General features: G+C 72.3%; 20 protein-coding genes and 1 pseudogene. 14 read left to right on the forward strand and 7 right to left on the reverse strand.

Annotated features, from left to right (window positions below):
• Nucleotides 1-17 precede the first annotated feature (17 nt).
• Nucleotides 18-1,709, reverse strand: a complete 1,692-nt coding sequence (gene ctaD / locus JK359_RS30315; protein WP_201842390.1) for an aa3-type cytochrome oxidase subunit I — start codon at nt 1,707-1,709, stop codon at nt 18-20.
• Nucleotides 1,710-2,166: 457 nt separating this feature from the next.
• On the opposite strand from ctaD, the gene JK359_RS30320 reads away from it, so the two are divergent.
• The gene (locus JK359_RS30320; RefSeq protein ID WP_201842392.1) at nt 2,167-2,382 is read left to right on the forward strand and encodes an I78 family peptidase inhibitor; all 216 of its coding nucleotides are present in this window, start codon (nt 2,167-2,169) and stop codon (nt 2,380-2,382) included.
• A gap of 118 nt (nt 2,383-2,500) precedes the next feature.
• Here the strand turns inward: JK359_RS30320 and JK359_RS30325 are convergent, their stop codons facing one another.
• Both JK359_RS30325 and JK359_RS30330 read right to left on the reverse strand, forming a co-directional pair.
• Nucleotides 2,501-3,520, reverse strand: coding sequence for a phosphatase PAP2 family protein (locus JK359_RS30325; protein ID WP_201842394.1), 1,020 nt, complete (start codon nt 3,518-3,520; stop codon nt 2,501-2,503).
• A gap of 237 nt (nt 3,521-3,757) precedes the next feature.
• The gene (locus JK359_RS30330; protein WP_201842396.1) at nt 3,758-5,008 is read right to left on the reverse strand and encodes a glycosyltransferase family 39 protein; all 1,251 of its coding nucleotides are present in this window, start codon (nt 5,006-5,008) and stop codon (nt 3,758-3,760) included.
• 260 nt (nt 5,009-5,268) lie between these two features.
• Between JK359_RS30330 and JK359_RS30335 the strand changes: the two genes are divergently transcribed.
• Nucleotides 5,269-6,972, forward strand: coding sequence for an MFS transporter (locus JK359_RS30335; protein ID WP_201842397.1), 1,704 nt, complete (start codon nt 5,269-5,271; stop codon nt 6,970-6,972).
• Between the two features lie 99 nt (nt 6,973-7,071).
• On the forward strand, nt 7,072-8,262 hold the full coding sequence (locus JK359_RS30340) for an acyl-CoA dehydrogenase family protein (RefSeq protein ID WP_201842399.1): 1,191 nt from the start codon (nt 7,072-7,074) through the stop codon (nt 8,260-8,262).
• A gap of 39 nt (nt 8,263-8,301) precedes the next feature.
• Here JK359_RS30340 and JK359_RS30345 read toward each other — a convergent pair whose 3' ends face one another.
• The gene (locus JK359_RS30345) at nt 8,302-8,739 is read right to left on the reverse strand and encodes a cell division protein SepF (protein WP_201842401.1); all 438 of its coding nucleotides are present in this window, start codon (nt 8,737-8,739) and stop codon (nt 8,302-8,304) included.
• A 266-nt stretch (nt 8,740-9,005) separates the two neighbouring features.
• Between JK359_RS30345 and JK359_RS30350 the strand changes: the two genes are divergently transcribed.
• The 8 genes from JK359_RS30350 (at nt 9,006) to JK359_RS30385 (ending at nt 21,110) form a co-directional block, all read left to right on the forward strand.
• The gene (locus tag JK359_RS30350) at nt 9,006-10,283 is read left to right on the forward strand and encodes a DUF5685 family protein (protein WP_201842403.1); all 1,278 of its coding nucleotides are present in this window, start codon (nt 9,006-9,008) and stop codon (nt 10,281-10,283) included.
• A gap of 417 nt (nt 10,284-10,700) precedes the next feature.
• Nucleotides 10,701-10,958: a hypothetical protein gene (locus JK359_RS30355; RefSeq protein ID WP_201842405.1), complete on the forward strand. Its 258-nt coding sequence runs from the start codon at nt 10,701-10,703 to the stop codon at nt 10,956-10,958.
• Nucleotides 10,955-12,709, forward strand: coding sequence for an FAD/NAD(P)-binding protein (locus tag JK359_RS30360; RefSeq protein ID WP_201842407.1), 1,755 nt, complete (start codon nt 10,955-10,957; stop codon nt 12,707-12,709). The genes JK359_RS30355 and JK359_RS30360 overlap by 4 nt, the downstream gene beginning before the upstream one ends.
• Complete coding sequence (locus JK359_RS30365) at nt 12,706-13,797, forward strand: LLM class oxidoreductase (protein ID WP_201842409.1); 1,092 nt, start codon at nt 12,706-12,708, stop codon at nt 13,795-13,797. Before JK359_RS30360 ends, JK359_RS30365 begins: the two co-directional genes overlap by 4 nt.
• Nucleotides 13,798-13,994: 197 nt before the next feature.
• Nucleotides 13,995-14,894, forward strand: a complete 900-nt coding sequence (locus tag JK359_RS30370; protein ID WP_201842411.1) for a S1 family peptidase — start codon at nt 13,995-13,997, stop codon at nt 14,892-14,894.
• Between the two features lie 292 nt (nt 14,895-15,186).
• The gene (locus JK359_RS30375) at nt 15,187-16,269 is read left to right on the forward strand and encodes a S1 family peptidase (RefSeq protein ID WP_201842413.1); all 1,083 of its coding nucleotides are present in this window, start codon (nt 15,187-15,189) and stop codon (nt 16,267-16,269) included.
• Between the two features lie 288 nt (nt 16,270-16,557).
• Complete coding sequence (locus JK359_RS30380; RefSeq protein WP_201842415.1) at nt 16,558-20,139, forward strand: DNA polymerase III subunit alpha; 3,582 nt, start codon at nt 16,558-16,560, stop codon at nt 20,137-20,139.
• A complete protein-coding gene (locus tag JK359_RS30385; RefSeq protein ID WP_201842417.1) occupies nt 20,136-21,110 on the forward strand; it encodes a DNA polymerase Y family protein in 975 nt (324 codons plus the stop codon). Before JK359_RS30380 ends, JK359_RS30385 begins: the two co-directional genes overlap by 4 nt.
• A 17-nt stretch (nt 21,111-21,127) precedes the next feature.
• Here JK359_RS30385 and JK359_RS30390 read toward each other — a convergent pair whose 3' ends face one another.
• Entirely contained in the window at nt 21,128-21,502 is a 375-nt protein-coding gene (locus JK359_RS30390) for a cupin domain-containing protein (RefSeq protein ID WP_201842419.1), read from the reverse strand.
• Between the two features lie 92 nt (nt 21,503-21,594).
• Between JK359_RS30390 and JK359_RS30395 the strand changes: the two genes are divergently transcribed.
• Together JK359_RS30395 and JK359_RS30400 are read left to right on the forward strand one after the other, a co-directional pair.
• Nucleotides 21,595-22,041: a MarR family winged helix-turn-helix transcriptional regulator gene (locus JK359_RS30395; RefSeq protein WP_201842421.1), complete on the forward strand. Its 447-nt coding sequence runs from the start codon at nt 21,595-21,597 to the stop codon at nt 22,039-22,041.
• Nucleotides 22,042-22,233: 192 nt separating this feature from the next.
• Entirely contained in the window at nt 22,234-23,130 is an 897-nt protein-coding gene (locus tag JK359_RS30400; RefSeq protein ID WP_201842423.1) for an esterase/lipase family protein, read from the forward strand.
• 51 nt (nt 23,131-23,181) lie between these two features.
• On the opposite strand, the gene JK359_RS30405 is transcribed toward JK359_RS30400, so the two are convergent.
• Nucleotides 23,182-24,192 carry a lytic polysaccharide monooxygenase auxiliary activity family 9 protein gene (locus JK359_RS30405; protein ID WP_201842424.1) on the reverse strand — a complete coding sequence of 337 codons (1,011 nt, stop codon included), beginning with the start codon at nt 24,190-24,192 and terminating at the stop codon, nt 23,182-23,184.
• A 355-nt stretch (nt 24,193-24,547) separates the two neighbouring features.
• Nucleotides 24,548-24,682 carry a hypothetical protein gene (locus tag JK359_RS39975; protein ID WP_269139052.1) on the reverse strand — a complete coding sequence of 45 codons (135 nt, stop codon included), beginning with the start codon at nt 24,680-24,682 and terminating at the stop codon, nt 24,548-24,550.
• 138 nt (nt 24,683-24,820) lie between these two features.
• Here JK359_RS39975 and JK359_RS30410 point away from each other — a divergent pair.
• Nucleotides 24,821-25,054: pseudogene (locus tag JK359_RS30410) on the forward strand (class I SAM-dependent methyltransferase); the annotation flags it as partial.
• Between the last annotated feature and the right edge of the window lie 25 nt (nt 25,055-25,079).

Raw genomic sequence — 25,079 nt, forward strand, 5'->3', positions numbered from 1 at the left:
CCGGCCGGCCGGGGAGGTCAGGACGATTCGGGACCGGCTTGGTGCCGCTCCGGTTCGGGCTGCGGGGTCTGGGCCGCGTACTCCGGGTGGTGCAGGTCGAACGCCGGGGACTCCGAGCGGATCCGGGGCAGGGTGAGGAAGTTGTGCCGGGGCGGTGGGCAGGAGGTCGCCCACTCCAGGGAGCGGCCGTAGCCCCAGGGGTCGTCGGTGTCCACCTTCTCGCCGTACACGGCGGTCTTCCAGACGTTGTGGAGGAACGGCAGCGTCGACAGGCCGAGCAGGAAGGAGCCGACCGTCGAGACCGTGTTGAGCGTGGTGAACCCGTCGGCCGCCAGATAGTCGGCGTACCGGCGGGGCATGCCCTCGGCGCCCAGCCAGTGCTGCACCAGGAAGGTGGTGTGGAAGCCGACGAACAGCGTCCAGAAGTGGATCTTCCCGAGCCGCTCGCCCAGCATCTTCCCGGTGAACTTCGGCCACCAGAAGTAGAAGCCGCCGAAGATCGCGAAGACGACCGTGCCGAAGACGACGTAGTGGAAGTGGGCCACCACGAAGTACGAGTCCGTGACGTGGAAGTCCATCGGCGGCGAGGCCAGGATCACCCCGGTCAGGCCGCCGAACAGGAACGTCACGAGGAAGCCCAGCGCCCACAGCATCGGTGTCTCGAAGGACAGCGAGCCCTTGATCATGGTCCCGGTCCAGTTGAAGAACTTCACCCCCGTCGGCACGGCGATCAGGAACGACATCAGGGAGAAGTACGGCAGCAGCACCGCGCCGGTCGCGAACATGTGGTGCGCCCACACCACGATGGACAGCCCGGTGATCGCCATCGTCGCGCCGACCAGAGTCAGATAGCCGAAGATCGGCTTGCGGCTGAAGACCGGGATGATCTCCGTGATGATCCCGAAGAACGGCAGCGCGATGATGTACACCTCGGGGTGGCCGAAGAACCAGAAGAGGTGCTGCCACAGCAGCGCCCCGCCGCTGGCCGCCTCGAACACCTGCGCGCCGAACCGCCGGTCCGCCTCCAGCACCAGCAGCGCCGCCGCCAGCACCGGGAACGCCATCAGGATCAGGATCGACGTGAACAGGGTGTTCCAGGTGAAGATCGGCATCCGGAACATCGTCATGCCCGGTGCCCGCATCCCGATGATGGTGGTGACGAAGTTGACCGCGCCGAGGATGGTCCCGAAGCCCGACAGCGCGAGTCCCATGATCCACAGGTCCGGGCCGACACCGGGGGAGTGGGTGAGGTCGTTGAGCGGGGCGTAGGCGAACCAGCCGAAGGCGGCCGGCCCGGCGGGCACCATCACCGAGCCCAGCACGATCAGCCCGCCGAAGGCGAACAGCCAGTACGACAGCATGTTCAGCCGGGGGAAGGCCACGTCCGGCGAACCGATCTGCAACGGCATCAGCTCGTTGGCGAACCCGGCGAAGCTGGGGGTCGCGAACAGCAGGAGCATGATCGTGCCGTGCAGCGTGAACAGCTGGTTGTACTGGTTGTTGTCGATGAGCTGCAGTCCGGGCCGGGCGAGTTCGGCCCGCATCACCAGGGCCATCACCCCGCCGGCCAGGAAGAACCCGAAAGACGTGATCAGGTACAGGTGGCCGATCTTCTTGTGGTCGGTGGTGGTGAGCCAGTCCACCACGAGCCGGCCGCCCCGGCTGCGGCGCGCCGGCCGTGCCGCAGCCTCCACGGTCTCGGTCCCCATCGTTCGCCCCTTCGCATCGTCGCGCCCGGGGCCCGGCACAGCCCGCGGCACGCGTACCCGCGAGCTGCCGCCGTGATGCTCGCGGGGCCCTCGCTCCGCCAGGGGCCCACGGCGGCCGTGTGCTGAATCCGTGAAATTCCTATGCGGCGTCAGCTGCCGTGGACCCGCCCGGGATTGCCGGGGGAATCGCGCCCCGGGCCCGCCCCGATCCCCACTGCGGCACTTTCCGCCTGGTAATTGGAAGCGGCCCCACGACACGCGTGAATTTCGTTCGATTACCCCGGTAAGCCGTGCGGAAACCCCCGTACGTGTGAAGCCCGCTGCGACAGCGGCTGATGCCACGGAGGCCGAAACGGAGGCCGGGAAGCTGTGACAGAAGTGTGACCGGAGTCGGATACGGCTCTTACCCGGCTGTGCCCGGCTTCCGTCACCGCGGGTTGCGGCCTAGCGTGGCGGCATGGCACCGATTCCCACTCCGCCTGCGGAGCCCCAGGACAGTCCGGACGGGTACGTCGGCCTCGACGCCGTGAACGCCGAGCGGCTCGCTCGGCAGCGGGGCTGGTCGACGGTGCGGTCGCTGCCACCGGGCGCGATCATCACCATGGAGTACCGGGTGGGCCGGCTCAACTTCGAGGTGCGGGACGGCCGGGTCGTCCGCTCCTGGAAGGGCTGACCGCCCGTCACGACGCGCCGGCGCGTACGGCGAAGGCCCCGCTCCTCGTCCGGGAGCGGGGCCTTCGCCGTGGCGCGGGGCTGGGTGTGCGTACCGGGCCCCGCTGCCTCTCCCGCCGTCAGCCGCCCGTCAGGGGGCGGGCCGGCTGGGAGGTGCCACGGGGGAGACGGTCGGCGTGCGGCGGCCGGCGGCTGCCCGCCGGGGTGACCGGGGTGCGTTCCGAACGGGCCGTGTGCCGTGCGGGGGACAGGTGCACCGGGCCCCGGGAGGCCCGGGTGGAGGAGACCGGCTCGCGGGCCGGCGCCGGCTGCTCCGCCGGTGCGCTGAGCGGCTTGAGCACCACCGGGGTGACCGGGACGGCCGGAGCGGGCAGACCGCGGCGGGCACGCCAGCGGTCGCGCAGGTCGAAGAGCCACAGCTCGGCCTTGGCGATCAGCGGCTCGAACCAGGGCAGCGCGAGCAGGATCAGCAGGCCGGCGGCCCAGCCCAGCAGCACGTCGCTCAGCCAGTGCGTACCGAGGTAGACGGTGGTGAGGCCGACGCCGAGCGAGACGACCGCGGAGAGGGCCGACAGCCAGCGGCGCGCTGTCGGCGTCGAGGCCAGATACGCCAGGATTCCCCAGGTCACCACCGCGTTGGCGGTGTGGCCGCTGGGGAATATATCGCCGCCCAGGCCCATCTCGTTCGAGCCGATCACGGTCGCGTAGTGCGGGCCGAGCCGCCCCATGCCGAGCTTCGCGGCACCGACCGTGATGTTCAGCAGGAGCAGCGAGGTGGCCAGGGTGAGCAGGGGGCGGAGCGTGTGCTGCCGCCAGGAGCGCCAGCCGAGCCAGGCCGCGACCATCACGGCGGTGGGGCCGCGCTGGCCCAGCACCACGTAGTAGTCGAGGAAGGCGTGGATCGAGGGCCACTGCTGGTACGGCCGGAAGAACATGACCTGCCAGTCGAGCCGGACCAGCCAGGAGGTGATCACCACGGCCCAGACGATCGCCAGGTAGAAGGCGAGGGTCGCCGCGAACAGCACGACCCGGTGCCGGCTCATCGTCGGCACATCGATGTGAGCCGGCCGTTCCGGCTCACGGTCCAGCCTGGCGAACACCCGGTCCAGACGCCGGGTGAGGTTTCGTTCGGTACGCACCCAATCGACGTTACAGCGAGTGAGCTGTGTTCCCGGTCGAAACAGCGGCTTTGTGATGACGATGTGATGTGGGAAACCTCTCAAGGACGTGCCGAATTCCGGGGTTTCCGCAATCCCTGGAGGCCACTCACGGCAATTCCTTTGAGTACGCCTGGTGTTGTTTATATGGCGCTTATGAATGCGTTAACCCGCACCTTGAGCGCAATTCTCCCGGGCGTCATCGGCCGACCGAGTCGATCATGGCGGACCGGAACCGTTCAGCCAGAACGCCCCGTAGACCGCCGCCGCGACCGCCAGCCCGGCCGTGACCAGGGCGGACCGTGACGTGCGCAGCCGGGCCAGGGCGCAGGCGAGCGGCAGCAGCACGGGGAAGGCGGGCATCAGCAGCCGGGGCTTGGAGCCGAAGTAGCTCGACGCGCACAGGGCGAGCGCGAGCACCACACCCGTGTACACCAGCAGTTCGACCGGCTGTCGCCCGCGGACCCCGCTGACGTACAGCCAGATCAGCAGGGCGACGCCGACGGTCAGGCCGAGACCGGCGAGCGCCGACGGAAATGACGTGAACTTGTCGGCCACGAAACAGGCGAAGGCGTAGCCCCCGTCGAACCCGTTGCGCCATCCGGCCTGCACGTCCAGATAGCCGAGCGGGCCCCGGCCCGTGCGCCGGCCGACCCACAGGACGTACCCGGCCGCGCCGAGCGGAGCGAGCAGCAGGCCCAGCGCACGGCGCCCCGCGGGGGCGTGCGGGGTGAAGGTTGCGCCCGCTGGGGGCAGAGGGGCTCGTGTGACGGTCGGTGCGCCGGGGGTGTGTTCGCCGTCACACGCGCCCGGCGTGCACTCCGCGCCGCGCTCTCGCACGAACGAGATCACCCCTGCCACCCACACGGCGGCCACCACCGCCGCTCCCACCGGCCGGGTCAGCCCCGCCAGCGCGGCCAGCGCGCCTGCACTCACCCACCGCCCGGTCAGCACCGCGTACAGCGACCAGGCCGCCAGCGCCGTGAACAGCGACTCGCTGTACGCCATCGACTGCACGACGCCGACCGGCAGCACCGCCCACAGCAGCACCGCGCAGATCCCGACCCGGGGTCCGTACACCCGGTCCGCGACCGCGAAGATCCCCGCCGCGGCGGCCAGAGACGCCAGCAGGCTCACCACGAACCCGGCGCCCGCGTACGACAGCGGGGTGACCGCGTGCAGCAGCCGCTCCAGCCACGGCAGCAGCGGGAAGAACGCCAGGTTGGAGTGGACGTCCCCGTTCGGCAGCCGCACCTCGTAGCCGTAACCCAGCTCGGCGATCCGCGTGTACCACAGCGAGTCCCAGCGGGCGGTGAGCAAGGTGTACGCGCTCTTGCCGCGCGCGGTGCTCCACACCGCCAGCACGGCGAGCGCGAAGACGCGCACCGCCGCATAGCCCAGAAGGGCCGGAGCCGCCCGGCGCAGAAGGGGGGCGTGCGGGGGTGCCACGCGCGTCGCAAGTTCGGTCACGGGCTCGATTATCGACGGCCCGGAGAACCGGACCGGCCGCCGGGGCGTGGTCAAGAGTGGGCGACGTGGCGTACGCCACATGGGTTCCCTCGTGCGTGTGAGAGGTCCGCCACGTGACCGTGCGGTGAACTCGCGTACGCTGACGAGTCACCCGCGTGGGTTCGCGCGGGCCGGAGACACCGCTCCTCTCCGGCCGTACGACAGGGAGTCCCCACCCCGTCGGTCCGCCCCACGCGAGGGATCATCTGGGAGGTACGTACATGTCCGGGACGACCACGGCTGCCGTACGGCCGCGCCGTCGGACGGCCGGGGCCGGTGCCAACCGCTGGGTCGTGCTCGTCGTCCTCTGCGTGAGCCTGCTGCTCGTCGCCCTCGACGCGACCGTGCTGCACGTGGCGGTCCCCGCCGTCACCGAGGACCTCAGGCCCGGCGCCGTAGAACTGCTCTGGATCGTCGACGTCTATCCGCTGGTCTGCGCCTCGCTGCTGATCCTCTTCGGCACCCTCGGCGACCGGGTCGGCCGCAGACGCGTCCTGCTGCTCGGCTACGGCCTCTTCGGCATCGCCTCAGCCGCGGCCGCGTTCGCCCAGACCGCCGAGATGCTCATCCTGGCCCGCGCGCTGCTCGGCGTCGGCGGCGCCATGATCATGCCCGCGACCCTGTCGATCCTCCGCCAGGTCTTCCCCGACCGGCGCGAGCGCGCCCTCGCCATCGGTATCTGGAGCGCGGTGGCGGCGGTCGGCGCGGCGGTCGGACCCCTGCTCGGCGGTTTCCTGCTGGAGCACTTCTGGTGGGGCGCGGTCTTCCTGGTCAACATCCCGCTGATGCTGGTCAGCCTGCCGGTCGGCCGGATCCTGCTGCCCGAGTCCCGGGGCGACCGCAACGGACCCTGGGACGTCGCCGGCGCGCTGATGGCGGCGGCCGGGCTCTTCGGCGTGGTGCTCGGCGTGAAGCGGCTCGGCGGCGGTGAGCCGGTGACGAGCCCGCTCACCCTGGTGCCGCTGCTGGCCGGCGCGGCGCTCCTGCTCTTCTTCGTACGACGCCAGCGACGCCTCCCGCACCCGCTGGTGGATCTGCGGATGTTCCGCCGTCCCGCGTTCATCACCTCGGTCGGCTGCATCGTGCTGGCCATGCTCGCGCTGGTCGGCCTGGAGCTGATCGCCGCCCAGTACCTGCAGCTGGTGCTCGGTCTGTCGCCGCTGGAGACCGGTCTGAGGCTGCTGCCGCTGACCGTCGCGGCCATGGCGGCGGGCCTGGCGGGCGCGCGTATGCTGCGCCGGTTCGGGCCGCGCCGGATGGTGTGCTTCGGGTTCTGCCTGACGGCGGCCGCGGTGCTGACCCTCACGGCGATGGGCGCTGCGGACAACACCCCGCTGCTGCTCGCCGGGTTCGTGCTGCTGGGCTTCGGCCTGGAGACCACGCTCTTCGGCGCGTACGAGTCCATGCTCAGCGAGGCTCCGGCGGACCAGGCCGGCGGCGCGGCGGCGATCGGCGAGACGTCGTACCAACTCGGCGCCGGAATCGGCATCGCGCTGCTGGGCAGCGTGATGAACGCGGCCTACACCCCTGGTCTGCGCTCCGTGCCGGGCGTTCCGCCGCACGCGTCGGACGCGGCGGGGCACTCGCTCGGCGAGGCCTACGAGGTCGCCGGACGCCTCGGCGGGACGGCCGGGGCCGCCCTGCGCCGGGCGGCGCAGGACTCCTTCGTGCACGGCCTGCACGTGACCCTGCTGGTGAGCGCGGGTCTGTTGCTGCTGGGCGCGGGGATGGCGCTGCGGCTGCCCCGGATCATGCAGTGCGGCGAGGAGCCCGCCGGGGCCGAACCGGTGCTGCCGGCGCCGCGGGAGTCGGAGGCGGGAGCCGGTCAGCCGCGGGAGACGGAAGCCGGTGGGCCGCGGGCGGCGGAAGCCGGTGGGCCGCGGGCGGCCGAGGTGGCCGCCGGGAAGTCGCGGGTCACCGCCTGACCCCTCTGGACGTGCGGGACACTGCACCGTAACGTCGGCCGGAGAGCCGTGACTAGCGCTGCTAGTTTTGTCGACGTCCAGTGTCCCGGAGGGTGTTCCATGTCCGCGTCCGCGAAGCTGCCCCCGTTCGATGCCGCCGACCCGCTGGGGATCGACGACCTGCTGGAGCCCGAGGACCTGGCCGTCCGGGACACCGTCCGCAGCTGGGCGGCCGACCGCGTGCTGCCCTTCGTCGCCGACTGGTACGAGAAGGGCGAGCTGCCCGGGATCCGGGACCTCGCCCGCGAACTCGGCTCCCTCGGCGCCCTCGGGATGTCGCTCACCGGATACGGCTGCGCGGGCGCGACGGCCGTGCAGTACGGCCTCGCCTGCCTCGAACTGGAGGCGGCCGACTCGGGCATCCGGTCGCTGGTCTCCGTGCAGGGCTCCCTCGCGATGTATGCGATCCACCGGTTCGGCAGCGAGGAGCAGAAGCAGGAGTGGCTGCCGCGGATGGCCGCCGGCGAGGTGATCGGCTGCTTCGGCCTGACCGAGCCCGACCACGGCTCCGACCCCGCCTCCATGCGCACCCACGCCAAGCGGGACGGCGACGACTGGGTCCTCAACGGCCGCAAGATGTGGATCACCAACGGCTCGGTCGCCGGGGTCGCCGTCGTCTGGGCGCAGACCGAGGAGGGCATCCGCGGCTTCGTCGTGCCCGCCGGCGCCCCCGGCTTCTCGGCACCTGAGATCAAGCACAAGTGGTCCCTGCGCGCCTCCGTCACCAGCGAACTGGTCCTGGACGACGTCCGGCTGCCCGCCACCGCGGTGCTGCCCGAGGGCGCCGGTCTGCGCGGACCGCTCAGCTGTCTCTCGCACGCCCGCTACGGCATCGTCTGGGGTGCGATGGGTGCCGCGCGCAGCAGCTTCGAGGCGGCCCTCGACTACGCGAAGTCGCGGGAACAGTTCGGCCGGCCCATCGGCGGCTTCCAGCTCACCCAGGCCAAGCTCGCGGACATGGCGGTCGAACTGCACAAGGGGATTCTGCTCGCCCACCATCTGGGGCGGCGGATGGACGCCGGCCGGCTGCGTCCCGAGCAGGTCAGCTTCGGCAAGCTGAACAACGTCCGCGAGGCCATCGAGATCTGCCGTACGGCGCGGACGATCCTCGGTGCCAACGGGATCTCCCTCGAGTACCCGGTGATGCGGCACGCGACCAACCTGGAATCGGTGCTCACCTATGAGGGCACCGTGGAGATGCACCAGCTCGTGCTGGGCAAGGCGCTCACCGGACTCGACGCCTTCCGGTGAGAACGGCCGAAGGGGACAGGGCCGGTGTGCGGCCCTGCCCTAGCTCTGGTTGAAGAAACCGTCCTCGCGGTGCCTGGCGGGCTCGCCGCTGACGATCTCCGTGTTCGCGGGCGTCAGCAGGAAGACGCGGTTCGCCACGCGCTCGATGGTGCCGCGCAGGCCGAAGGTCAGCCCCGCCGCGAAGTCCACGACCCGCTTGGCGTCGCCGGGCTCCATGCCGGTGAGGTTCATGACGACCGGGACGCCGTCCCGGAACAGCTCGCCGATGGCGCGGGCGTCCCGGAAGCTGTCCGGGGTGACCGTGCCGATCCGGCGGCCCTTCTCCTCGGCCGTGTCCGTGGCCACCTTCACCCGCGGGTCGGTGACCCAGGCGTCTCCGGACTCGGTGCCCTCGGAGTAGTCGTCGTCGTAGTAGCGCTCGTCATCGTTGTCGTCGACGAGGCCGAGCCACGCACTCGCCTTGCGTACCGATCCCATGGACGCCTCCTCTCACAGCGGTCCTTCTTGCTTTCCGCATCCCTATGGTCATCCATGATGCGGACGGCGCGCCAAGTGGATAGACGCCGCGCGGGGGGTTTGTGACGGTACTGGTGCACAGCGGATCCGTCGAGAGTCCTTGTGCCCCAAGGGCCGCGACTCATACGGCTGCTGACCGAGAGTGAAATATGATTGTTCGCGGCGGACGGGTGAAGCGCGGTGCGTCTGGGTGAATCCCAACGTCGTACCACAGTACGGGGGAAGTTGTGTTCGGAATCGTCAGGCCCTGTTCCCACCGGCTCGGCGAGAGTCTCAAAGCCGACTGGATGGCGCATTTGTGCGGGCTCTGTCTGGCCCTGCGTCGCGACCACGGTCAGCTCGCAAGAGTTGTCACAAATTATGACGGACTTCTCATATCGGTTCTGACGGAGGCTCAGTCCGGGCCGGTGAGCGGTGGCCGCCGCACGGCGGGCCCGTGCGCGCTGCGCGGCATGCGGACCGCGTCCGTAGCCCAGGGGGAGGGGGCGCGGCTCGCCGCCGCCGTCTCACTGGTGCTCGCCTCCGCGAAGGTGCGCGACCACGTCGCCGACCGGGACGGGCTGCTGGCCCGCAGGCCCGTCGCCGCCGCCGCGCGCCGGGTCGCCGCGAGCTGGGGACGGGCGGGTGAGTACAGCGGGGCGGCGGTCGGCTTCGACACCGGCCTCCTGGTCGACGCCGTCGACCGGCAGCTCGGCATCGAGACCCTGGCCGGCCCCGGCACCCCGATCCTGACCGTCACCGAGCCGACCGAGACCGCGACGGCCGCCGCCTTCGCCCACACCGCGCTGCTGGCCGCGCGGCCGGGCAACGCCGAGCCGCTGGCGGAGGCCGGACGGCTCTTCGGACGGCTCGCGCATCTGCTCGACGCCGTCGAGGACCGGCAGCGTGACGCGGTGTCGGGTGCCTGGAACCCGCTCACGGCCACCGGCACGTCCCTCGCCGAGGCACGCCGGCTCGCCGACGACGCCCTGCACGGCATCCGGCTCGCCCTCCGCGCGGCCGAGTTCAGCGACAGCAGACTCGTCCACCTCCTCCTCGTCCACGAACTGCCGCGCTCGGTGGACCGGGCGTTCGGCACGGCACCGGTGTGCTCCGCGCACCAGCCGGGGGCCGCGCCGCAGGGGCCGTACGGTGTGGGAGTGCCCCAGGGGCCGTACGCGGGCGGGAGTCCGCAGGGCGCCGGGGGGCCGTACGGAGGCGGGAACCCCTATGCGGGCGGAAACCCCTATGCCGGGGGCGGCGGTGGGTTCGGCGGGGGCACAGGCGGGGGCGGTGGTGGCTTCGGGGGCGGATCAGAACCCGGCCCCGCCAAGGGCCGGCGCGGGTTCTGGGCCGGCTGCGGGGCCTTCTTCGCGGTCTTCTGCACCTGCAAGATGTGCTGCGCCGAGGAGTACGAGGGGCCGTGGTCCCGCAAGAAGCGGAACGGCTGCTGCACCTGGTGCGACTGTTCCTGCCCCGGCGGGTGCGACGGCTGCGACTGCTGCTGCCCTTGTGACGGCTGCTAGGCGTACGCATCGGATGGCGGTCTCCTGGCGCGGAAGGGTGTGCGGAAACGCGAGGGGAGGGGGGTGCGTGTGAAGGCGTGAACTGCGGGAGAACGCACATACGCCTGCGACAGGCAGGCGTGCAGCAGGGGGTCGGCTCAACAGGAAGAGGACCACACGCGACCGAAGTCGATGTGGGAGCGGGTGACCAGCCACTGCTGTGGATGCATGGGGCAAGTGGAACAGGCATCCGGTTTCCCGTCAACCGAGTTGAGACGTACGGCTCACAGTCCGGACAGCCTTGACAGTGAACAGAAACGCCCCCGTACTCTCTGTGCACGGCCCTGCTGAGGGGCTCGGCCGTAGGCGCACCGTGCTGCGCACCCGTGTGAAGGCATCACCCCGTTCCGACGATTACCCGCGTCACGGAGCCTTCGCATGTCATCCGACACCCTCACGGGCACCTCGGTCCTCAGCGTCATCGCCGCCGCCGACCCTGTGTTCGCCCCGCAGTTCTCCACTCGGCCGGTCTCCCACCGCACCCCTCGGGCGATCCCGCGGCCGGTCTCCCACCGCACCTCACAGGCGATCCCGCGGCCGGTGTCCGCCACCCCCGCGGTGGCCGCCTCCTCGCCCGGCGGCGGCCGGCACAGCGCCGGCGAGCGCGGTGCGTGGGACACGGAGGACGCCCGATGAGGCAGCAGCTGGTCATCGTCGGAGCCGGGCCACGGGGGACGGGCATCCTCGAACGCCTCGCCGCGAACGCGCCCGAGCCGTACGACGGTCCGGGCCTGGACATCCACCTGGTCGACCCCCACCCGCCGGGCGGCGGACGCATCTGGCGGCAGGCGCAGTCGCCGCTGTTGTGGATGAACTCGCAGGCCGAGGACGTCACCATGTTCACCGACGAGACGGTGGCCATGGCGGGCCCGGTACGCGAAGGGCCCACCCTGCACGAGTGGGCCGGGCTGGACGGCCGCACCTTCCCCGACCGGCGGCTCGCGGGCCGGTATCTGCACTGGGTCTACGAAAGAGCCCTCGCCGCCCTGCCCCGGGGCGTCACCGTCCACCACCACCCCCGGCGCGCCCTCCGGGTCGGCGGACCGCGCGGGGGCCGCCAGCAGGTATGGCTGGAGGGCCGCGCCCGCCCGCTCCTGGCCGACCTGGTGATCCTCACCCTCGGCCACCTGGACGCCGAACCCGACGCGGAGCAGGCCGCGTTGACCGCGTACGCCCGGGAGCACGGGCTGGTGCACCTGCCGCCCGACTTCACCGCCGACAGCGACCTCGCGGCGCTGCGGCCCGGCGAGCCCGTCCTCGTCCGCGGCTTCGGGCTGGCCTTCGTGGACCTGATGGTGCTGCTCACCGAGGGACGCGGCGGCCGGTACGAGGGGGAGACCTACGTCCCCTCGGGGCGGGAGCCGGTGCTGTACGCCGGCTCGCGGCGCGGAGTGCCGTACCACTCGAAGATCGGCTACGACTGGACCGGCGACCGGCCCCCGCTGCCGCGCTTCCTGGGCTCCGCCGAGGTGGACGAACTGCTCGCCCGGCGCGGCGGATTCGACTTCCGGCGCGATGTGTGGCCCCTGGTCGAGAAGGAGCTGGGCTTCGCCCACTACCACCGGCTGTTCGCAGCCCACCCCGGGCGCACGGCGATGGCCTGGGCCGACTTCGAGGAGAAGTACGCGGCGGCCGGCGGCCCCGCCGAGAGCCGGGCGCTGGTCGCCGCCGCCGTGCCGGACCCGGCCGACCGGCTCGACCTCACCGCGCTCGACCGCCCCCTGGACGGCCTGCGGTACGCCTCGCACGAGGACTTCCAGGACGGGCTCAGGGGTTACATCGAGGCCGACCTGACCCGCCGTCACGACCCGGCGCACAGCCAGGACCTGGGCGTCTTCCTCGGGCTGCTCTCCGTCTACGGCCAGCTCGTGCGGCTCGGGGACACCGGACCCTGGTGGCACGGGTTCTTCAGCTACCTGGCGTCCGGACCGCCCGGCCCCCGGCTGCGGCAGATGCTCGCCCTGTCCCGGGCCGGGGTGCTCCGGTTCGTCGGGGCCGGCATGTCCGTCACCGCCGAGGACGGGGTGTTCCGGGCCACCAGCCCCACCGTGCCGGGGTTCTCCGTCGCGGCCCGGGCACTGGTCGAGGCGCGGCTGCCCGAGCCCACGATCGCCCGTGCCCGGAACAGCCTGCTGCGCGAGCTGCACGCCGACGGCGCCGCCGCGACCCCCGGCGGGCTGCTCAGGGTCGACCCCCGCGACGGCCGGATCCTCGACGGCGCCGGGCGCCCCCATCCCCGGCGCTTCGCCCTCGGCCCCTACACCGGCGCCCGCACCCCGGGCGCGTTCACCCGCCCCCGCACCGGCGGACCGGCGTTCCGGCAGAACGACGCGACCGCACGGGCGGTGCTGGCCTTCCTGAACGCCTCCCCGGTGAGGGTGCCGTGAGCGCGCGGTACGGCGGCGGGCTGGTGCACCTGGCCGCCGCGCTCGATCACCCCCTCGTGCCCGACACCGTGTCCTGTATCGAACTGGCCCGGCTCGCCGAGCGCGGCGGACTGGACTTCGTGACGCTGGACGACTCCTTCGCCCCTTGGCCCGCGCCCGGCGCGCTCGGCCCGCTGTCCCGGGTGGCATCCGCGACACGGCGGATCGGGCTGGTGCCGAGGGTCGCAGCCGACGGCACGGACAACGGCGACGGCAACGGGGACGACAACGGCGACGGCACTGACAATGGCGACGGCAACGGTTTCGGTGCGGGCACCGGCACCGGTTTCGGCGTGGGCACCGGCACAGAACCGTTACGGACGTGGGCCGGTGCGGCCGGCCGGGGCGGTGCCGGTGCGGCCGGCCGGGCCGGTGCCGGTGTCGCGGGTCTGGACCCTGCGGGTGTGGCCGGCCCGGATCCGGGCAGGGTCGGCTGGCGTTTCGAGGGTGGCCTGCCACGGCCGCCGCAGGGGGACCAGGTCCGCGTAGTCGACGCCACCGACGCCCGGGCCCGGACGGTCGCCGCCCGGTACGCCGACGTGGCCCTCGTACGGGCCGCCACCCCGGCCTCGGCTGCCGAGACGCGGCATCTGCTGCGGGAGGAGGCACGCTCGTCCGGGCGGGCGCCCGGTGAACTGCGGGTGCTGGTGAGCCTGCTGGTCGATCTGGGCGACGGCGAGTACGCGGCCGAGCCGGGACGGGAGTTCCCCGTCGCCGGGCGGGGCCGGGAACCCGGGGAGGGCGGAGGCGGTCCCGGCGGCCGGCCGGCCGTGGAGGGCCCGCTGTACCGGGGCGGGCCGGTCGCTCTCGCGGAGCTGATCGCCGCCTGGCACGCGGACGGCGTCACCGACGGTTTCCACCTCGTACCGGTCGAACCGCGCCGGGACCTGGAGCGGCTCGTCAACGGCACGGTGGCCCTGCTCCAGCACCGTGGCCTGTTCCGCACCTTCTATCCGGGCAGCACCCTGCGCGAGCACCTGGGCCTGGGGAGCCGTTCGGCGGCCGGGGACCGGGGAAGCCGCCGCCGGTCGGCACCGGTACGCCCATGAGTGCCCTCCCCCTGCGGCGTTCGGGTGCTTCCGGGCCGACGGCCGAAAGGCACCCTTGTGCCGACCGGCCGTTCGGCCGAATACTCCCCCCAGCGCTTGTCAGGGGCATGCATATTTCGAATCCGGTCGGCTCCTGGCTGCGCCTCACGGGCCCCGACCCCACGCGGGCCCCCGACTTCCCTTGGAGGGAACGAAACGTGAGGAACAAGCGCACCACTCCCCGCAGCGGCACCGCCAGACGGACCCGGCTGACCGCCGTGGCCGCCGGCTTCCTGGCCGCAGCCGCGTTCGCCGCCCCCACCGCGAACGCCAGCGACGCCCACACGTTCAGCGCCGCCCAGCTCGCCAAGGCGAGCGACTCCGTCCTCAAGGCCGACGTCGCCGGTACGGCGTGGGCGGTGGACGGCAAGTCCGGCCGCGTCGTGGTCACCGTCGACAGCACGGTGTCCAAGGCCGAGATCGCCACGATCAAGAAGCGGGCCGGCACGAACGCCGGCGCGCTCGTCATCAAGCACACGCCGGGCAAGTTCAACAAGCTGATCACCGGCGGCGACGCCATCTACGGCGGTCAGTACCGCTGCTCGCTCGGCTTCAACGTGCACAGCGGCAGCACGTACTACTTCCTGACCGCAGGCCACTGCGGCGAGGTCGCCTCGACCTGGTACAGCAACTCCAGCAAGACCACGGTGCTGGGCACCAACGTCGGCTACAGCTTCCCGGGCAACGACTTCGCGCTGGTCCGCTACACCAACTCCTCGATCGCGCACCCGAGCGCGGTCGGCAGCCAGACCATCAGCCGCGCGGCCACCCCGTCCGTGGGAACGACCGTCTACCGGCGCGGATCCACCACCGGCACGCACAGCGGCCGGGTCACCGCGCTCAACGCCACCGTCAACTACGGCGGCGGTGACATCGTCTACGGCCTGATCCAGACCACGGTCTGCGCCGAGGGCGGCGACAGCGGCGGCCCGCTCTACTCCGGGTCCACCGCCTACGGTCTGACCTCCGGTGGCAGCGGCAACTGCACCTCCGGCGGCACGACCTTCTTCCAGCCGGTGACCGAGGCGCTGAGCTACTACGGCGTCACCCTGCCCTGACACCTTCGCAGCCGGCACCGCCGAGCCCCCGCACGCGCCCCGCGTGCGGGGGCTCCGTCGTGATGCGCACACCCTCAAGGGGGCGATTTTCAGCCAGGTCTGACGGGTGGGTGTGGTTACTTGTGCGTAGTTTGCAGCGGGGAAGAGGCGCGCAAGTCCTCTTCGCGCGCGTCCTGAAGTCGGCCTTGTGTGCTCCCCGCACGGTTCGGAAGAGTGGGCGCCCGTCAGTCAGCCTTTCGGCCCGTCGGGTCCCCACAACCTGCCCGGCCGACCCCCCACAGGAGGACGTGAGTTGAAGCACCGACGCATATCCGGGCGGCGGGCCGCCGTGGCCGGCGCGGGTATCGCCGCACTGGTCGCAGCGGGTGTCACCTTGCAGAGTGCGAACGCCAGCGAGCCCGCGAAGGCCGCTCCGCAGCTGCGCGTTCTGTCCGCTCCGGCGGCCGGGAAGCTCGCCGCCGGTCTCACCGGTGACCTCGGCGCCGGCGCCGCGGGCAGCTACTACGACGCCCGGACGAAGAACCTCGTCGTCAACGTGCTCGACCAGGGCGCGGCACGGACCGTCGAGGCGGCCGGGGCGAAGGCCAGAATCGTCGCCCACTCGCTCGCCGAACTCGGTGCGGCGCGCGCGACCCTGCAGCGGGACGCGGCCGTACCGGGTACCTCGTGGGCCACCGACCCGGTCGGCAACAAGGTCGTCGTCACCGCCGACCGGACGGTGTCCGGCACCGAGTGGGCCACGCTGAGCAAGGTGGTGGACGGGCTCGGCGGCAAGGCCGAGCTGAAGCGGTCGCGCGGGGAGTTCAAGCCCTTCATCGCCGGCGGCGACGCCATCACCGGTTCCGGTGGGCGCTGCTCGCTCGGCTTCAACGTGGTCAAGGACGGGCAGCCGTACTTCCTGACCGCCGGGCACTGCACCGAGTCCATCTCCAGCTGGTCGGACTCCTCCGGCCGGACCATCGGCACGAACGAGCGGTCCAGCTTCCCGGGCAACGACTTCGGCCTGGTCAAGTACACGGCTCAGGTGGACCACCCCAGCGAGGTCGACCTCTACGACGGCTCCGCCCAGAAGATCACCGGGGCCGCCGAGGCGACCGTCGGCATGAAGGTCACCCGCAGCGGCTCGACCACGCGGGTGCACTCCGGCACGGTCACCGGCCTGAACGCCACCGTGAACTACTCCGAGGGCACGGTCACCGGTCTGATCCAGACCGATGTGTGCGCCGAGCCCGGGGACAGTGGTGGCTCGCTGTTCTCCGGGAGCAGCGCCATCGGGCTGACGTCCGGGGGGAGCGGTGACTGCGCCTCCGGCGGGGAGACGTTCTTCCAGCCCGTGACCGAGGCCCTGTCCGCCACGGGGTCCCGGATCGGCTGATCCGTCTGTTCGCGCAAAGCTCCGTCCCGGACCGTCCGGGGCGGGGCTTCCGCGTTTCCCGGGCGCGGGGGCTCGCCGCGACGCGGGTGGCGGGTGCCGGTCGCGGAAGCGGGATGCGCGGCTCGCGCCGTGTCGCCGTGTCACGTGTCGCCGTGGGGAAGTTTGCGCAGGTGGGAGGCCCTATCGCAGATGTCGTACACACGTTCGAGAATGGGGGTATGGTGGGGGTGGGGGAGTTGGAACTGATGTTCGAGAGTCGTTCGGGGCTCACAAGTGCGGGAGGTGTGTGTGCCGGGCTTCGCGCATCTGCACACCGTCTCCGGGTTCTCCCTGAGGTACGGGGCGTCTCATCCGGAGCGGCTGGCCGAGCGTGCCTCCGAGCGGGGCATGGACGCCCTCGCCCTGACCGATCGCGACACCCTCGCCGGCGCGGTGCGCTTCGCCAAGGCCTGTGCCGGGGTGGGCGTCCGTCCGCTCTTCGGGGTGGACCTGGCGGTGGCGGCGCGGGAGGCCGTACGGCCCGAGCGGCGGCGGACGCCGGTGCGCGGTGGTGCCTTCGTGGACGAGTCGGCTCCCCGGGTGACCTTCCTCGCCGGGGACGGCGCCCGCGGGTGGGCCGAGCTGTGCCGGCTGGTCTCCGCGGCACATGCGGACGGGGGGACTCCGCTGCTCCCCTGGGCCGAGCACCGGGGGGACGGCCTGGTGGTGCTGCTCGGGCCGGGATCGGACGTGGGGCGTGCCCTGGCCGCCGGGCGGCCCGACCGGGCGGCGGCACTGCTGGGCCCGTGGCGCGAGGTCTACGGTGACGCGCTGCGGCTGGAGGCCGTCTGGCACGGTCGTACCGGCACCGGGGCCGGTTCCCTGCGGCTCGCCGCCCGTACCGTGGGCTTCGCCGCCGAGCAGGGGGTCCGGCCGGTGCTCGGCAACGCCGTCCGGTACGCCGACCCCGGGCAGGGGCCGGTCGCCGACGTGCTGGATGCCGCGCGGCGCCTGGTGCCGATCGACCCCCGCGGGGAGCTGGACTCCGGCGAGGCCTGGCTGAAGGACGCGCCGGCCATGCTGCGGGTCGCCGAGCGGGTCGTGGAGGCCGCCGGGTACCGGAGGGACACCGCTCACCAGCTGCTGGAGCAGACCCTGGCCGTGGCCGCCGAGTGCCGGGTCGACCCCGAGGGCGACCTGGGCATCGGCAGCGTCCACTTCCCCGAGCCGCACCTCGTCGGCGCCGGCCGGCGCACCGCCCAGCGGACGCTCGCCTCGCGTGCGACGGCCGGGATGCTGCGGCTCGGGTACGGCACCCGGCGTGCGTACTGGGAGCGGATGCACCATGAACTGGACATCATCGCCCACCACGGATTCGCCTCGTACTTCCTGACGGTCGCCCAAGTGGTCGACGACGTAAGAAAGATGGGGATCCGGGTGGCCGCGCGTGGCTCCGGGGCCGGATCGCTCGTCAACCATCTGCTCGGGATCGCGCACGCCGATCCGGTCGAGCACGGGCTGCTGATGGAGCGCTTCCTGTCCAAGGAGCGCGTCGTGCTGCCCGACATCGACATCGACGTGGAATCCGCGCGGCGGCTCGAGGTGTACCGGGCGATCATCGGCCGGTTCGGTACGGAGCGGGTGGCGACCGTCTCCATGCCGGAGACCTACCGGGTGCGGCACGCGATCCGTGACGTGGGTGCCGCACTGTCCATGGACCCGGCCGAGATCGACCGGGTGGCCAAGTCGTTCCCGCACATCCGGGCGCGTGATGCCCGTGCGGCGCTGGAGGAGCTGCCCGAGCTGAAGCGGCTCGCGGGGGAGAAGGAGAAGTACGGCAGGTTGTGGGAGCTGGTGGAGGCGCTCGACGCCCTGCCGCGCGGAATCGCCATGCACCCGTGCGGGGTGCTCCTGTCCGACGCCTCCCTGCTCGCCCGTACGCCGGTGGTGCCGACCAGCGGTGAGGGGCTGCCCATGTCGCAGTTCGACAAGGAGGACGTGGAGGACCTCGGGCTGCTCAAGCTGGACGTGCTGGGCGTGCGGATGCAGTCGGCGATGGCGCACGCGGTCGCCGAGGTGGAGCGGGTGGCCGGGGAGCGGATCGACCTGGACGCGGTGCCGGCCGGGGACCCGGAGACGTACCGGCTGATCCGGTCCACCGAGACGCTGGGGTGCTTCCAGATCGAGTCGCCGGGACAGCGGGACCTGGTGGGCCGGCTCCAGCCGAGCACCTTCCACGACCTGGTCGTGGACATCTCCCTGTTCCGGCCCGGGCCGGTCGCCGCCGACATGGTGCGGCCGTTCATCGAGGCGCGGCACGGGCGGGCGCCCGTGCGCTACCCGCACCCGGACCTGGAGGAGTCGCTGAAGGGGACGTACGGGGTCGTCGTCTTCCACGAGCAGGTCATCGACATCGTCGCCGTCATGACCGGCTGCGGCCGGGGTGAGGCCGACCGGGTGCGGCGCGGGCTGTCGGACCCGGAGTCGCAGGGGCGGATCAAGGTGTGGTTCGCGCAGCAGGCCGCGGCCAGGGGGTACGGCGCGGAGACGATCCAGCGGACCTGGGAGATCGTGGAGGCCTTCGGGTCCTACGGCTTCTGCAAGGCGCATGCCGTGGCCTTCGCCGTGCCCACCTACCAGTCGGCCTGGCTGAAGGCGCATCACCCGGCCGCCTTCTACGCGGGGCTGCTCACGCACGACCCCGGGATGTACCCGAAGCGGCTGCTGCTGGCCGACGCCCGGCGGCGCGGGGTGCCGATCCTGCCGCTGGACGTGAACGTCTCCGGGGTCGCACACAGGATCGAACTGGTGTCTGAATCCAAGGGGGTGTGGGGGCTGCGGCTCGCCCTGTCCGACGTGCACGGCATCAGCGAGGCCGAGGCGAAGCGGATCGCGGACGGGCAGCCGTACGCCTCCCTGCTGGACTTCTGGGAGCGGGCCCGGCCCAACCGGCCGCTCGCGGGACGGCTCGCCCAGGTGGGCGCGCTGGACGCGTTCGGCGCCAACCGGCGCGATCTGCAACTGCACCTGACCGAGCTGCACCGGGGTGCCCGGGGCGGTGGCGGCGGGCAGCTCCCGATGGCGGGCGGCCGGAAGACCGCGCCGGCCGGCCTGCCGGACCTGACGTCGGCGGAGAAGCTCAGTGCCGAGCTGGGCGTGCTGTCCATGGACGCCTCGCGCAACCTGATGGACGACCACCGGGAGTTCCTCGAGGAACTGGGCGTGGTCTCCGCGCGCCGGCTGCGCGAGGCCCGGCACGGTGAGGCCGTGCTGGTCGCGGGCGCCAAGGCGGCCACCCAGACCCCGCCGATCCGTTCCGGCAAGCGGGTCATCTTCTCCACCCTGGACGACGGTACGGGCCTGGTCGACCTCGCGTTCTTCGACGACTCGCACGACGCCTGCGCCCACACCGTCTTCCACTCCTGGCTGCTGCTGGTGCGCGGAGTGGTGCAGCGGCGCGGCCCGCGCAGTCTGAGCGTGGTCGGCTCCGCCGCCTGGAACCTCGCCGAACTGGTCGACGTGCGGCACGAGGAGGGGCTCGACGGGGTCGCGGCCCGCCTGGCCGGAGCCGACGGCTCGGCGGGGGACGGGCCGTCGGCACGGAACGGGTCGTCGGCGGGGGACGGGTCGGGGAACGGTCCGTCGGTGGGGGACGGTTCGTCGGCGGGAGACGGCGGCGGACCCTCCCGGGCCCGGCTCGCCGGTTCCGACGGGCTGCCCGCGCCGGCCGGTTCCGCGGCCCGGGACCCGATGGAGGGCCGGACGATCCGCATGCCCACGGGGTACGAGATGCACCCCTGGGCCGATCTGCGGCCCGCCGGCGAGGACGCCGCGCAAGGGCCCGCGGCGATACGGAAGTTGTGGCACCAGAGTCCGGGGAGTGCGGGATGACCATCCTCTGTGTACGTTTCCAGCTGCCGCCGATGTACGAGGCGGCCCTGCCGGGACTGCTCGGCCTCCTCGAGGAGTTCACCCCGGTCGTGGAGGCGCTGCCACCGGACGGGGGGCTGGCCGATCTGCGCGGCGCCGAGCGGTACTTCGGGCGCAGCGCGGTGGAGCTGGCCTCGGTGCTCCGGGTGCGGGCCCTCGCGCGGTACGGCGTCGACTGCGTGATCGGCGCCGGACCAGGGCCGATGCTGGCCCGCGTGGCGCTGCGCGCCGCCCGGCCCGGGGTGACCTGCGCGGTGCCCGAGGACCCGGACGGCATCGCGGAGTTCCTCGCCGGGCGGCCGGTGTCCGTGCTGCCCGGCATCGGCGCGGCGACCGCCCGCACCTTGAACGAGTACGGCCTGGACACCCTGGGCCGGGTCGCCGCCGCGCCGCTGTCCACGCTCCAGCGGCTGGTCGGGGCGAAGGCGGGCCGGGAGCTGCGCGAGAAGGCGAGCGGCATCGACCGCGGCCGGGTCGTCCCGAACGCCGTCGCGCGGTCGCTGGTGACGGAACGGGCCTTCGGCATCGACGAGCTGGACCCCGGCCGGCACCGCAAGGCGCTGCTGTCGGCAGCCGAGGAGATCGGTGTCCGGCTGCGCGCGGTGGAGAAGGTCTGCCGCACCCTGACCCTCACCGTGCGGTACGCCGACCGGTCCTCGACCACCCGCAGCCGCACTCTGAAGGAGCCGACCGCGCACTCGGCGGCCCTGACGAAGGCGGCCTACGGCATGTACGAGGCGCTCGGCCTGCAGCGCGCCCGGGTCCGCGCGCTCGTCCTGCGCGCCGAGGGCCTGGGCCCCGCCGATCAGGCTTCCTGCCAGCTCACCTTCGATCCCGTGGACGAGAAGGTCCGCAGGATCGAGGAGGTCGCGGACCGCGCGCGGGCCAGGTTCGGGCCGCGGGCGGTGATGCCGGGCGCGCTGGCGGCGTGACCCGGGCCGCCCGAGCCTCAGTTGGCCCAGGGCGGAGTGAGGGTCGTGCCGTCGGTGAGCTGTGCCTCCAGGCCGACGGAGGTGGTGACCCAGGAGATCGCGGTGTGGTCGGTGGGGTTCTCGACGGTCAGGGTGGCACCGGGGTTGATGATCACCGTGTCGCCGGCCGAGATGCGCTCGGCGCGGCCGTCGAGGGTGATCAGCAGTTCGCCGACGAGCAGAAGGAAGATCTCCTCCCGGCTGACGGTGTGGGCGGGTGCCCTGGTCCCGGCCGGGATCTCGCCGCGCCAGGCGCACAGCTCCTTGCTGCCGGAGCGCGGGGTGGCGTACGAGACGAAGCGGGCTCCGTGGATCTCATGGGTCACGGCCTGCGAGGAGCGGACGACGGGCATGGGTGATCTCCGTTCGTGAAGACAACTAGTCAAGTGGCTTGTCTATATGGTCAAGTTACTTGACTGTTCTGTCAAGGGTGTTCAATGCCCCTGTGCAGAACTCCGAAGCCATGGCCCTGTCCGCCGCCCTGCTCGCCGTGGCGGGCGACCTCACGCAGCGCATCAACGACGGGGTGGCCGCCCGGGGTTTCACGGACATCCGCCCCGCCCACGGCTTCGCCTTCGCCCGGCTCGCTCCCGGCGGGGCCACCGCCACCGAACTGGCCGCTCACCTCGGGGTGACCAAGCAGGCGGCGAGTCAGCTGGTGGACGAGATCGTGCGCAAGGGGTACGCGGAGCGGCGGCCGCATCCCGGGGACGCACGGGCTCGGCTGGTCGTCCTGACCGAGCGCGGCCGGGCCTGCACCCGGGCGGCGGAGGAGGCGGCCGTCGACGTGGTCGGGGGGTGGGCCGAGCTGATGGGTGAGGGTGAAGTGCGCGCACTGTGGGGCCGGTTGGCGCGGATCGCCCCCCACGGCCCGATCAAGCCAGCGTGGTGACGGCCCGTCAGGGGGCGGGATTGCGGGGGCGGGTAGCGGGCCGGGGGGCGTCGGTTATCACTGGAAGTTTTTACTGACGCGTAACTTCACACTTGCACTACTCGCCCGTAACTTGACGAATGAACAGCATCCCGTGATCCGGATCACAGGGTTAGGCCGTGCACCTCCCTTGAGCCGCAAGGAGATCACACGATGCTGCCCTGGAAGCGAGTGCTCAGACCCCTCGCCGCGCTGCTCCTCACCGCCGCCGTCGCCGTCGTCCCCGCCGCCACCGCCAGCGCCTCCGACGCGCCCGACAGCGGATCCCTCCAGGCGAGCGAGGCCGGGAGCGGGGGCGGGTGGAACGACTACTCCTGCAAGCCCTCTGCCGCCCACCCCCGCCCGGTCGTCCTCGTCCACGGCACCCTGGGCAACTCCGTCGACAACTGGCTGGGCCTCGCCCCCTACCTGAAGAGCCGCGCGTACTGCGTCTACTCCCTCGACTACGGCCAGCTGCCCGGGGTTCCGTTCTTCCACGGCCTCGGGCCCATCGACAAGTCCGCGGGGCAGCTTTCCGCCTTTGTCGACAAGGTGCTCGCCGCGACCGGAGCCGACAAGGCCGACCTGGTCGGACACTCCCAGGGCGGCTTGATGCCCCGCTACTACCTGAAGTTCCTCGGCGGGGCGGACAAGGTGAACGCCCTCGTCGGCATCGCCCCCGACAACCACGGCGCCACCCTGAGCGGGCTGACCAACCTGCTGCCGTACTTCCCCGGAGCCGAAGACCTGGTCAAGGCCACCACCCCCGGCCTCGCCGACCAGATCCCCGGCTCCGACTTCCTCACCAGGCTCAACGCGGGCGGTGACACCGTCCCCGGAGTGCACTACACGGTCATCGCCACCAAGTACGACGAGGTGGCGACCCCCTGGCGCAGCCAGTACCTGAGCGGTTCCGACGTCCACAACGTCCTGCTCCAGGACCTGTGCTCGCTCGATCTCTCCGAACACGTCGCGATCGGCCTGCTCGACCGGATCGCGTTCCACGAGGTGGCCAACGCGCTCGACCCGGCGCACGCCACCGCCACCACCTGTGCGTCGGTGTTCAGCTGACCCACCGCCGGGGCCCGTCCGGCCTGAGCCGCCCGACGGGCCCCGGAACCCCTACCGGCGGTGGCCGCCACCCGCCGCGCGCCGCCGCACGGACAGGAACAGCGCCGCCGACCCGGTCGCCAGCGCCGCCGCGCCGCCGATCGCGAGGTACGAGGTGCCGGCGGAGGCACCCGTCTCGGCGAGGTTCTCCGAGGTCCCGGCCGCCTTCGGCCGGCTGGCCGGGGCCACGGCGGACCGGCTCGGACCGGCGGTGGGCTCCGCCGAGGTGCGGGCGTCGTCGTCCCCGTGGCCGTGGTGCTCGACGGTCGACTTGTCGCTGCCGGCCTCGATCTGCTCGTCCGAGGGGGCGGAGGCGGTCGGCGCCGAGGTGGTCCCGGTGCTGCCGCCCGCGCCACCGCCCCCCTCCGCGCCACCGCTCCCGCCGCCGAACACCACGTCCGAGCAGGAGTAGAAGGCCTCGGGGCTGTCCGAGCGCTGCCAGACCGCGTACAGCAGCTGCCGGCCGGACCGCTCGGGCAGCGTGCCGGAGAAGGTGTAGAAGCCGCCCGAGGGCACCGGGTCGGTGGCCGTCGCCACCGGGTGCGCCAGGTCCAGGTCGGACCAGGCGAGCGGCTTCGCCGGGTCGTAACCGGACTTGGTGAGGTAGACCTTGAACGTCCCCTTGTGCGGGGCCGTCACGCGGTACTTGAAGGTGTACGAGCCGCTGCGCACGCTCGTCGCCGGCCAGTCGGCGCGGGCCAGGTCGAGGCCCTTGAACTCGGCGTTGTTCGCGCTGCACAGCTTGCCGTCCGGGATGAGCTGCCGGTGCCGTCCGGCGGCGTTGCCGATCCGGATGCCGTTCCAGTCGTACAGCGCCTGCGTGCCGCCGGCCGCCACGGCCGCCTTGCACGCGGCCGACTTCGGGCTCTCCGGCCCCTCCGCGTAGCACTGCGAGACCCGGCTGACGGGGTCGCCCATCGAGCCGTGCGCGGACGCGGGGGTGGCGGCGAGTGCGGTCAGGGCGAGCGGTGCCAGGCCGAGCACGGCGACGGCGGACGCCCTGGCCTTGCGGCTGGTGGACATGCGGAACTCCTCGGAACGGTCCGTGGGGTGGGGTGAATCCCGTGGGGGTGATCAGAAGCTAGCCCCGAAGAACCGCGAATTCGCCTGCTGAGGGCGGTGGGAGGAGATCCTTATGGTTCGCTTAAGGAGGCGCTCAGGCTCCGCTCAGGCAGATACCGTGCGTGCATGACCGACAGCGCCGACGGGGTACGGATACGTGGTCGTGGAGCCCCGGGCCGACGCCCGTACGGCCGCACCTACCGCAAACGGCTGGACCGAGGGCTGGATCGAGACGTCCAGACGGCACTGGACCGAGACGTCCAGGCGTCAGCCGTCGGGCCACCAGGTTCGTGCGATGGACCGAGACGTCCAGGCGTCAGCCGTCGGGCCACCAGGTTCGTGCGATGTCCTTGCGCACCTCGGGGCGCCCTGCGGGGCGCTCTTCCGCCTCCTCGCGGAGTCGGCGGGTGTCCGTCCTCTTCAGGGGCTTCTGCACGGTCACGCGGCGCATGGCTGCCTCCTTCAGCGCCCACCGAGTTCCGTGTTCTCACGGGGACAGGCGCTTTTGGGGAGAGTTCCTCATCGGTTTCGGTTTGTCAGTGGCGGCTGTCACGTCCGCACTGTCAGTGGCGTGTGTCACTTTGAGGTCATGACGAGCGAGAACCGGCACACGGTTGCAGACGCCCCGGAAGTGGACTGGGATGCCCTGTCCGCATCCTTCGACGAGGAGCCGGACCACGGCCTGCGGGACCCCGCGGTACGGGCCGCCTGGGCGGCCAGGCTGCGATCCTGGCTGCCCACCGGCCCCGCCGACATCCTCGGCCTGAGCTGCGGCACCGGCACCATGTCACTCCTCGCGGCCGAACAGGGGCACCGGGTGACCGTGGCGGCAGTGGTGTGACCGCCGG

Source organism: Streptomyces actinomycinicus (assembly GCF_016741775.1).
In the GTDB taxonomy this organism is placed as follows: Bacteria; Actinomycetota; Actinomycetes; order Streptomycetales; family Streptomycetaceae; genus Streptomyces; species Streptomyces actinomycinicus.

Coding starts and splice junctions, on each gene's coding strand:
- ctaD (WP_201842390.1), bottom strand. CDS start 1,709: ATGGGGACCGAGACCGTGGAGGCTGCGGCACGGCCGGCGCGCCGCAGC.
- JK359_RS30320 (WP_201842392.1), top strand. CDS start 2,167: ATGGCACCGATTCCCACTCCGCCTGCGGAGCCCCAGGACAGTCCGGAC.
- JK359_RS30335 (WP_201842397.1), top strand. CDS start 5,269: ATGTCCGGGACGACCACGGCTGCCGTACGGCCGCGCCGTCGGACGGCC.
- JK359_RS30340 (WP_201842399.1), top strand. CDS start 7,072: ATGTCCGCGTCCGCGAAGCTGCCCCCGTTCGATGCCGCCGACCCGCTG.
- JK359_RS30345 (WP_201842401.1), bottom strand. CDS start 8,739: ATGGGATCGGTACGCAAGGCGAGTGCGTGGCTCGGCCTCGTCGACGAC.
- JK359_RS30355 (WP_201842405.1), top strand. CDS start 10,701: ATGTCATCCGACACCCTCACGGGCACCTCGGTCCTCAGCGTCATCGCC.
- JK359_RS30360 (WP_201842407.1), top strand. CDS start 10,955: ATGAGGCAGCAGCTGGTCATCGTCGGAGCCGGGCCACGGGGGACGGGC.
- JK359_RS30385 (WP_201842417.1), top strand. CDS start 20,136: ATGACCATCCTCTGTGTACGTTTCCAGCTGCCGCCGATGTACGAGGCG.
- JK359_RS30390 (WP_201842419.1), bottom strand. CDS start 21,502: ATGCCCGTCGTCCGCTCCTCGCAGGCCGTGACCCATGAGATCCACGGA.
- JK359_RS30400 (WP_201842423.1), top strand. CDS start 22,234: ATGCTGCCCTGGAAGCGAGTGCTCAGACCCCTCGCCGCGCTGCTCCTC.
- JK359_RS30405 (WP_201842424.1), bottom strand. CDS start 24,192: ATGTCCACCAGCCGCAAGGCCAGGGCGTCCGCCGTCGCCGTGCTCGGC.
- JK359_RS39975 (WP_269139052.1), bottom strand. CDS start 24,682: ATGCGCCGCGTGACCGTGCAGAAGCCCCTGAAGAGGACGGACACCCGC.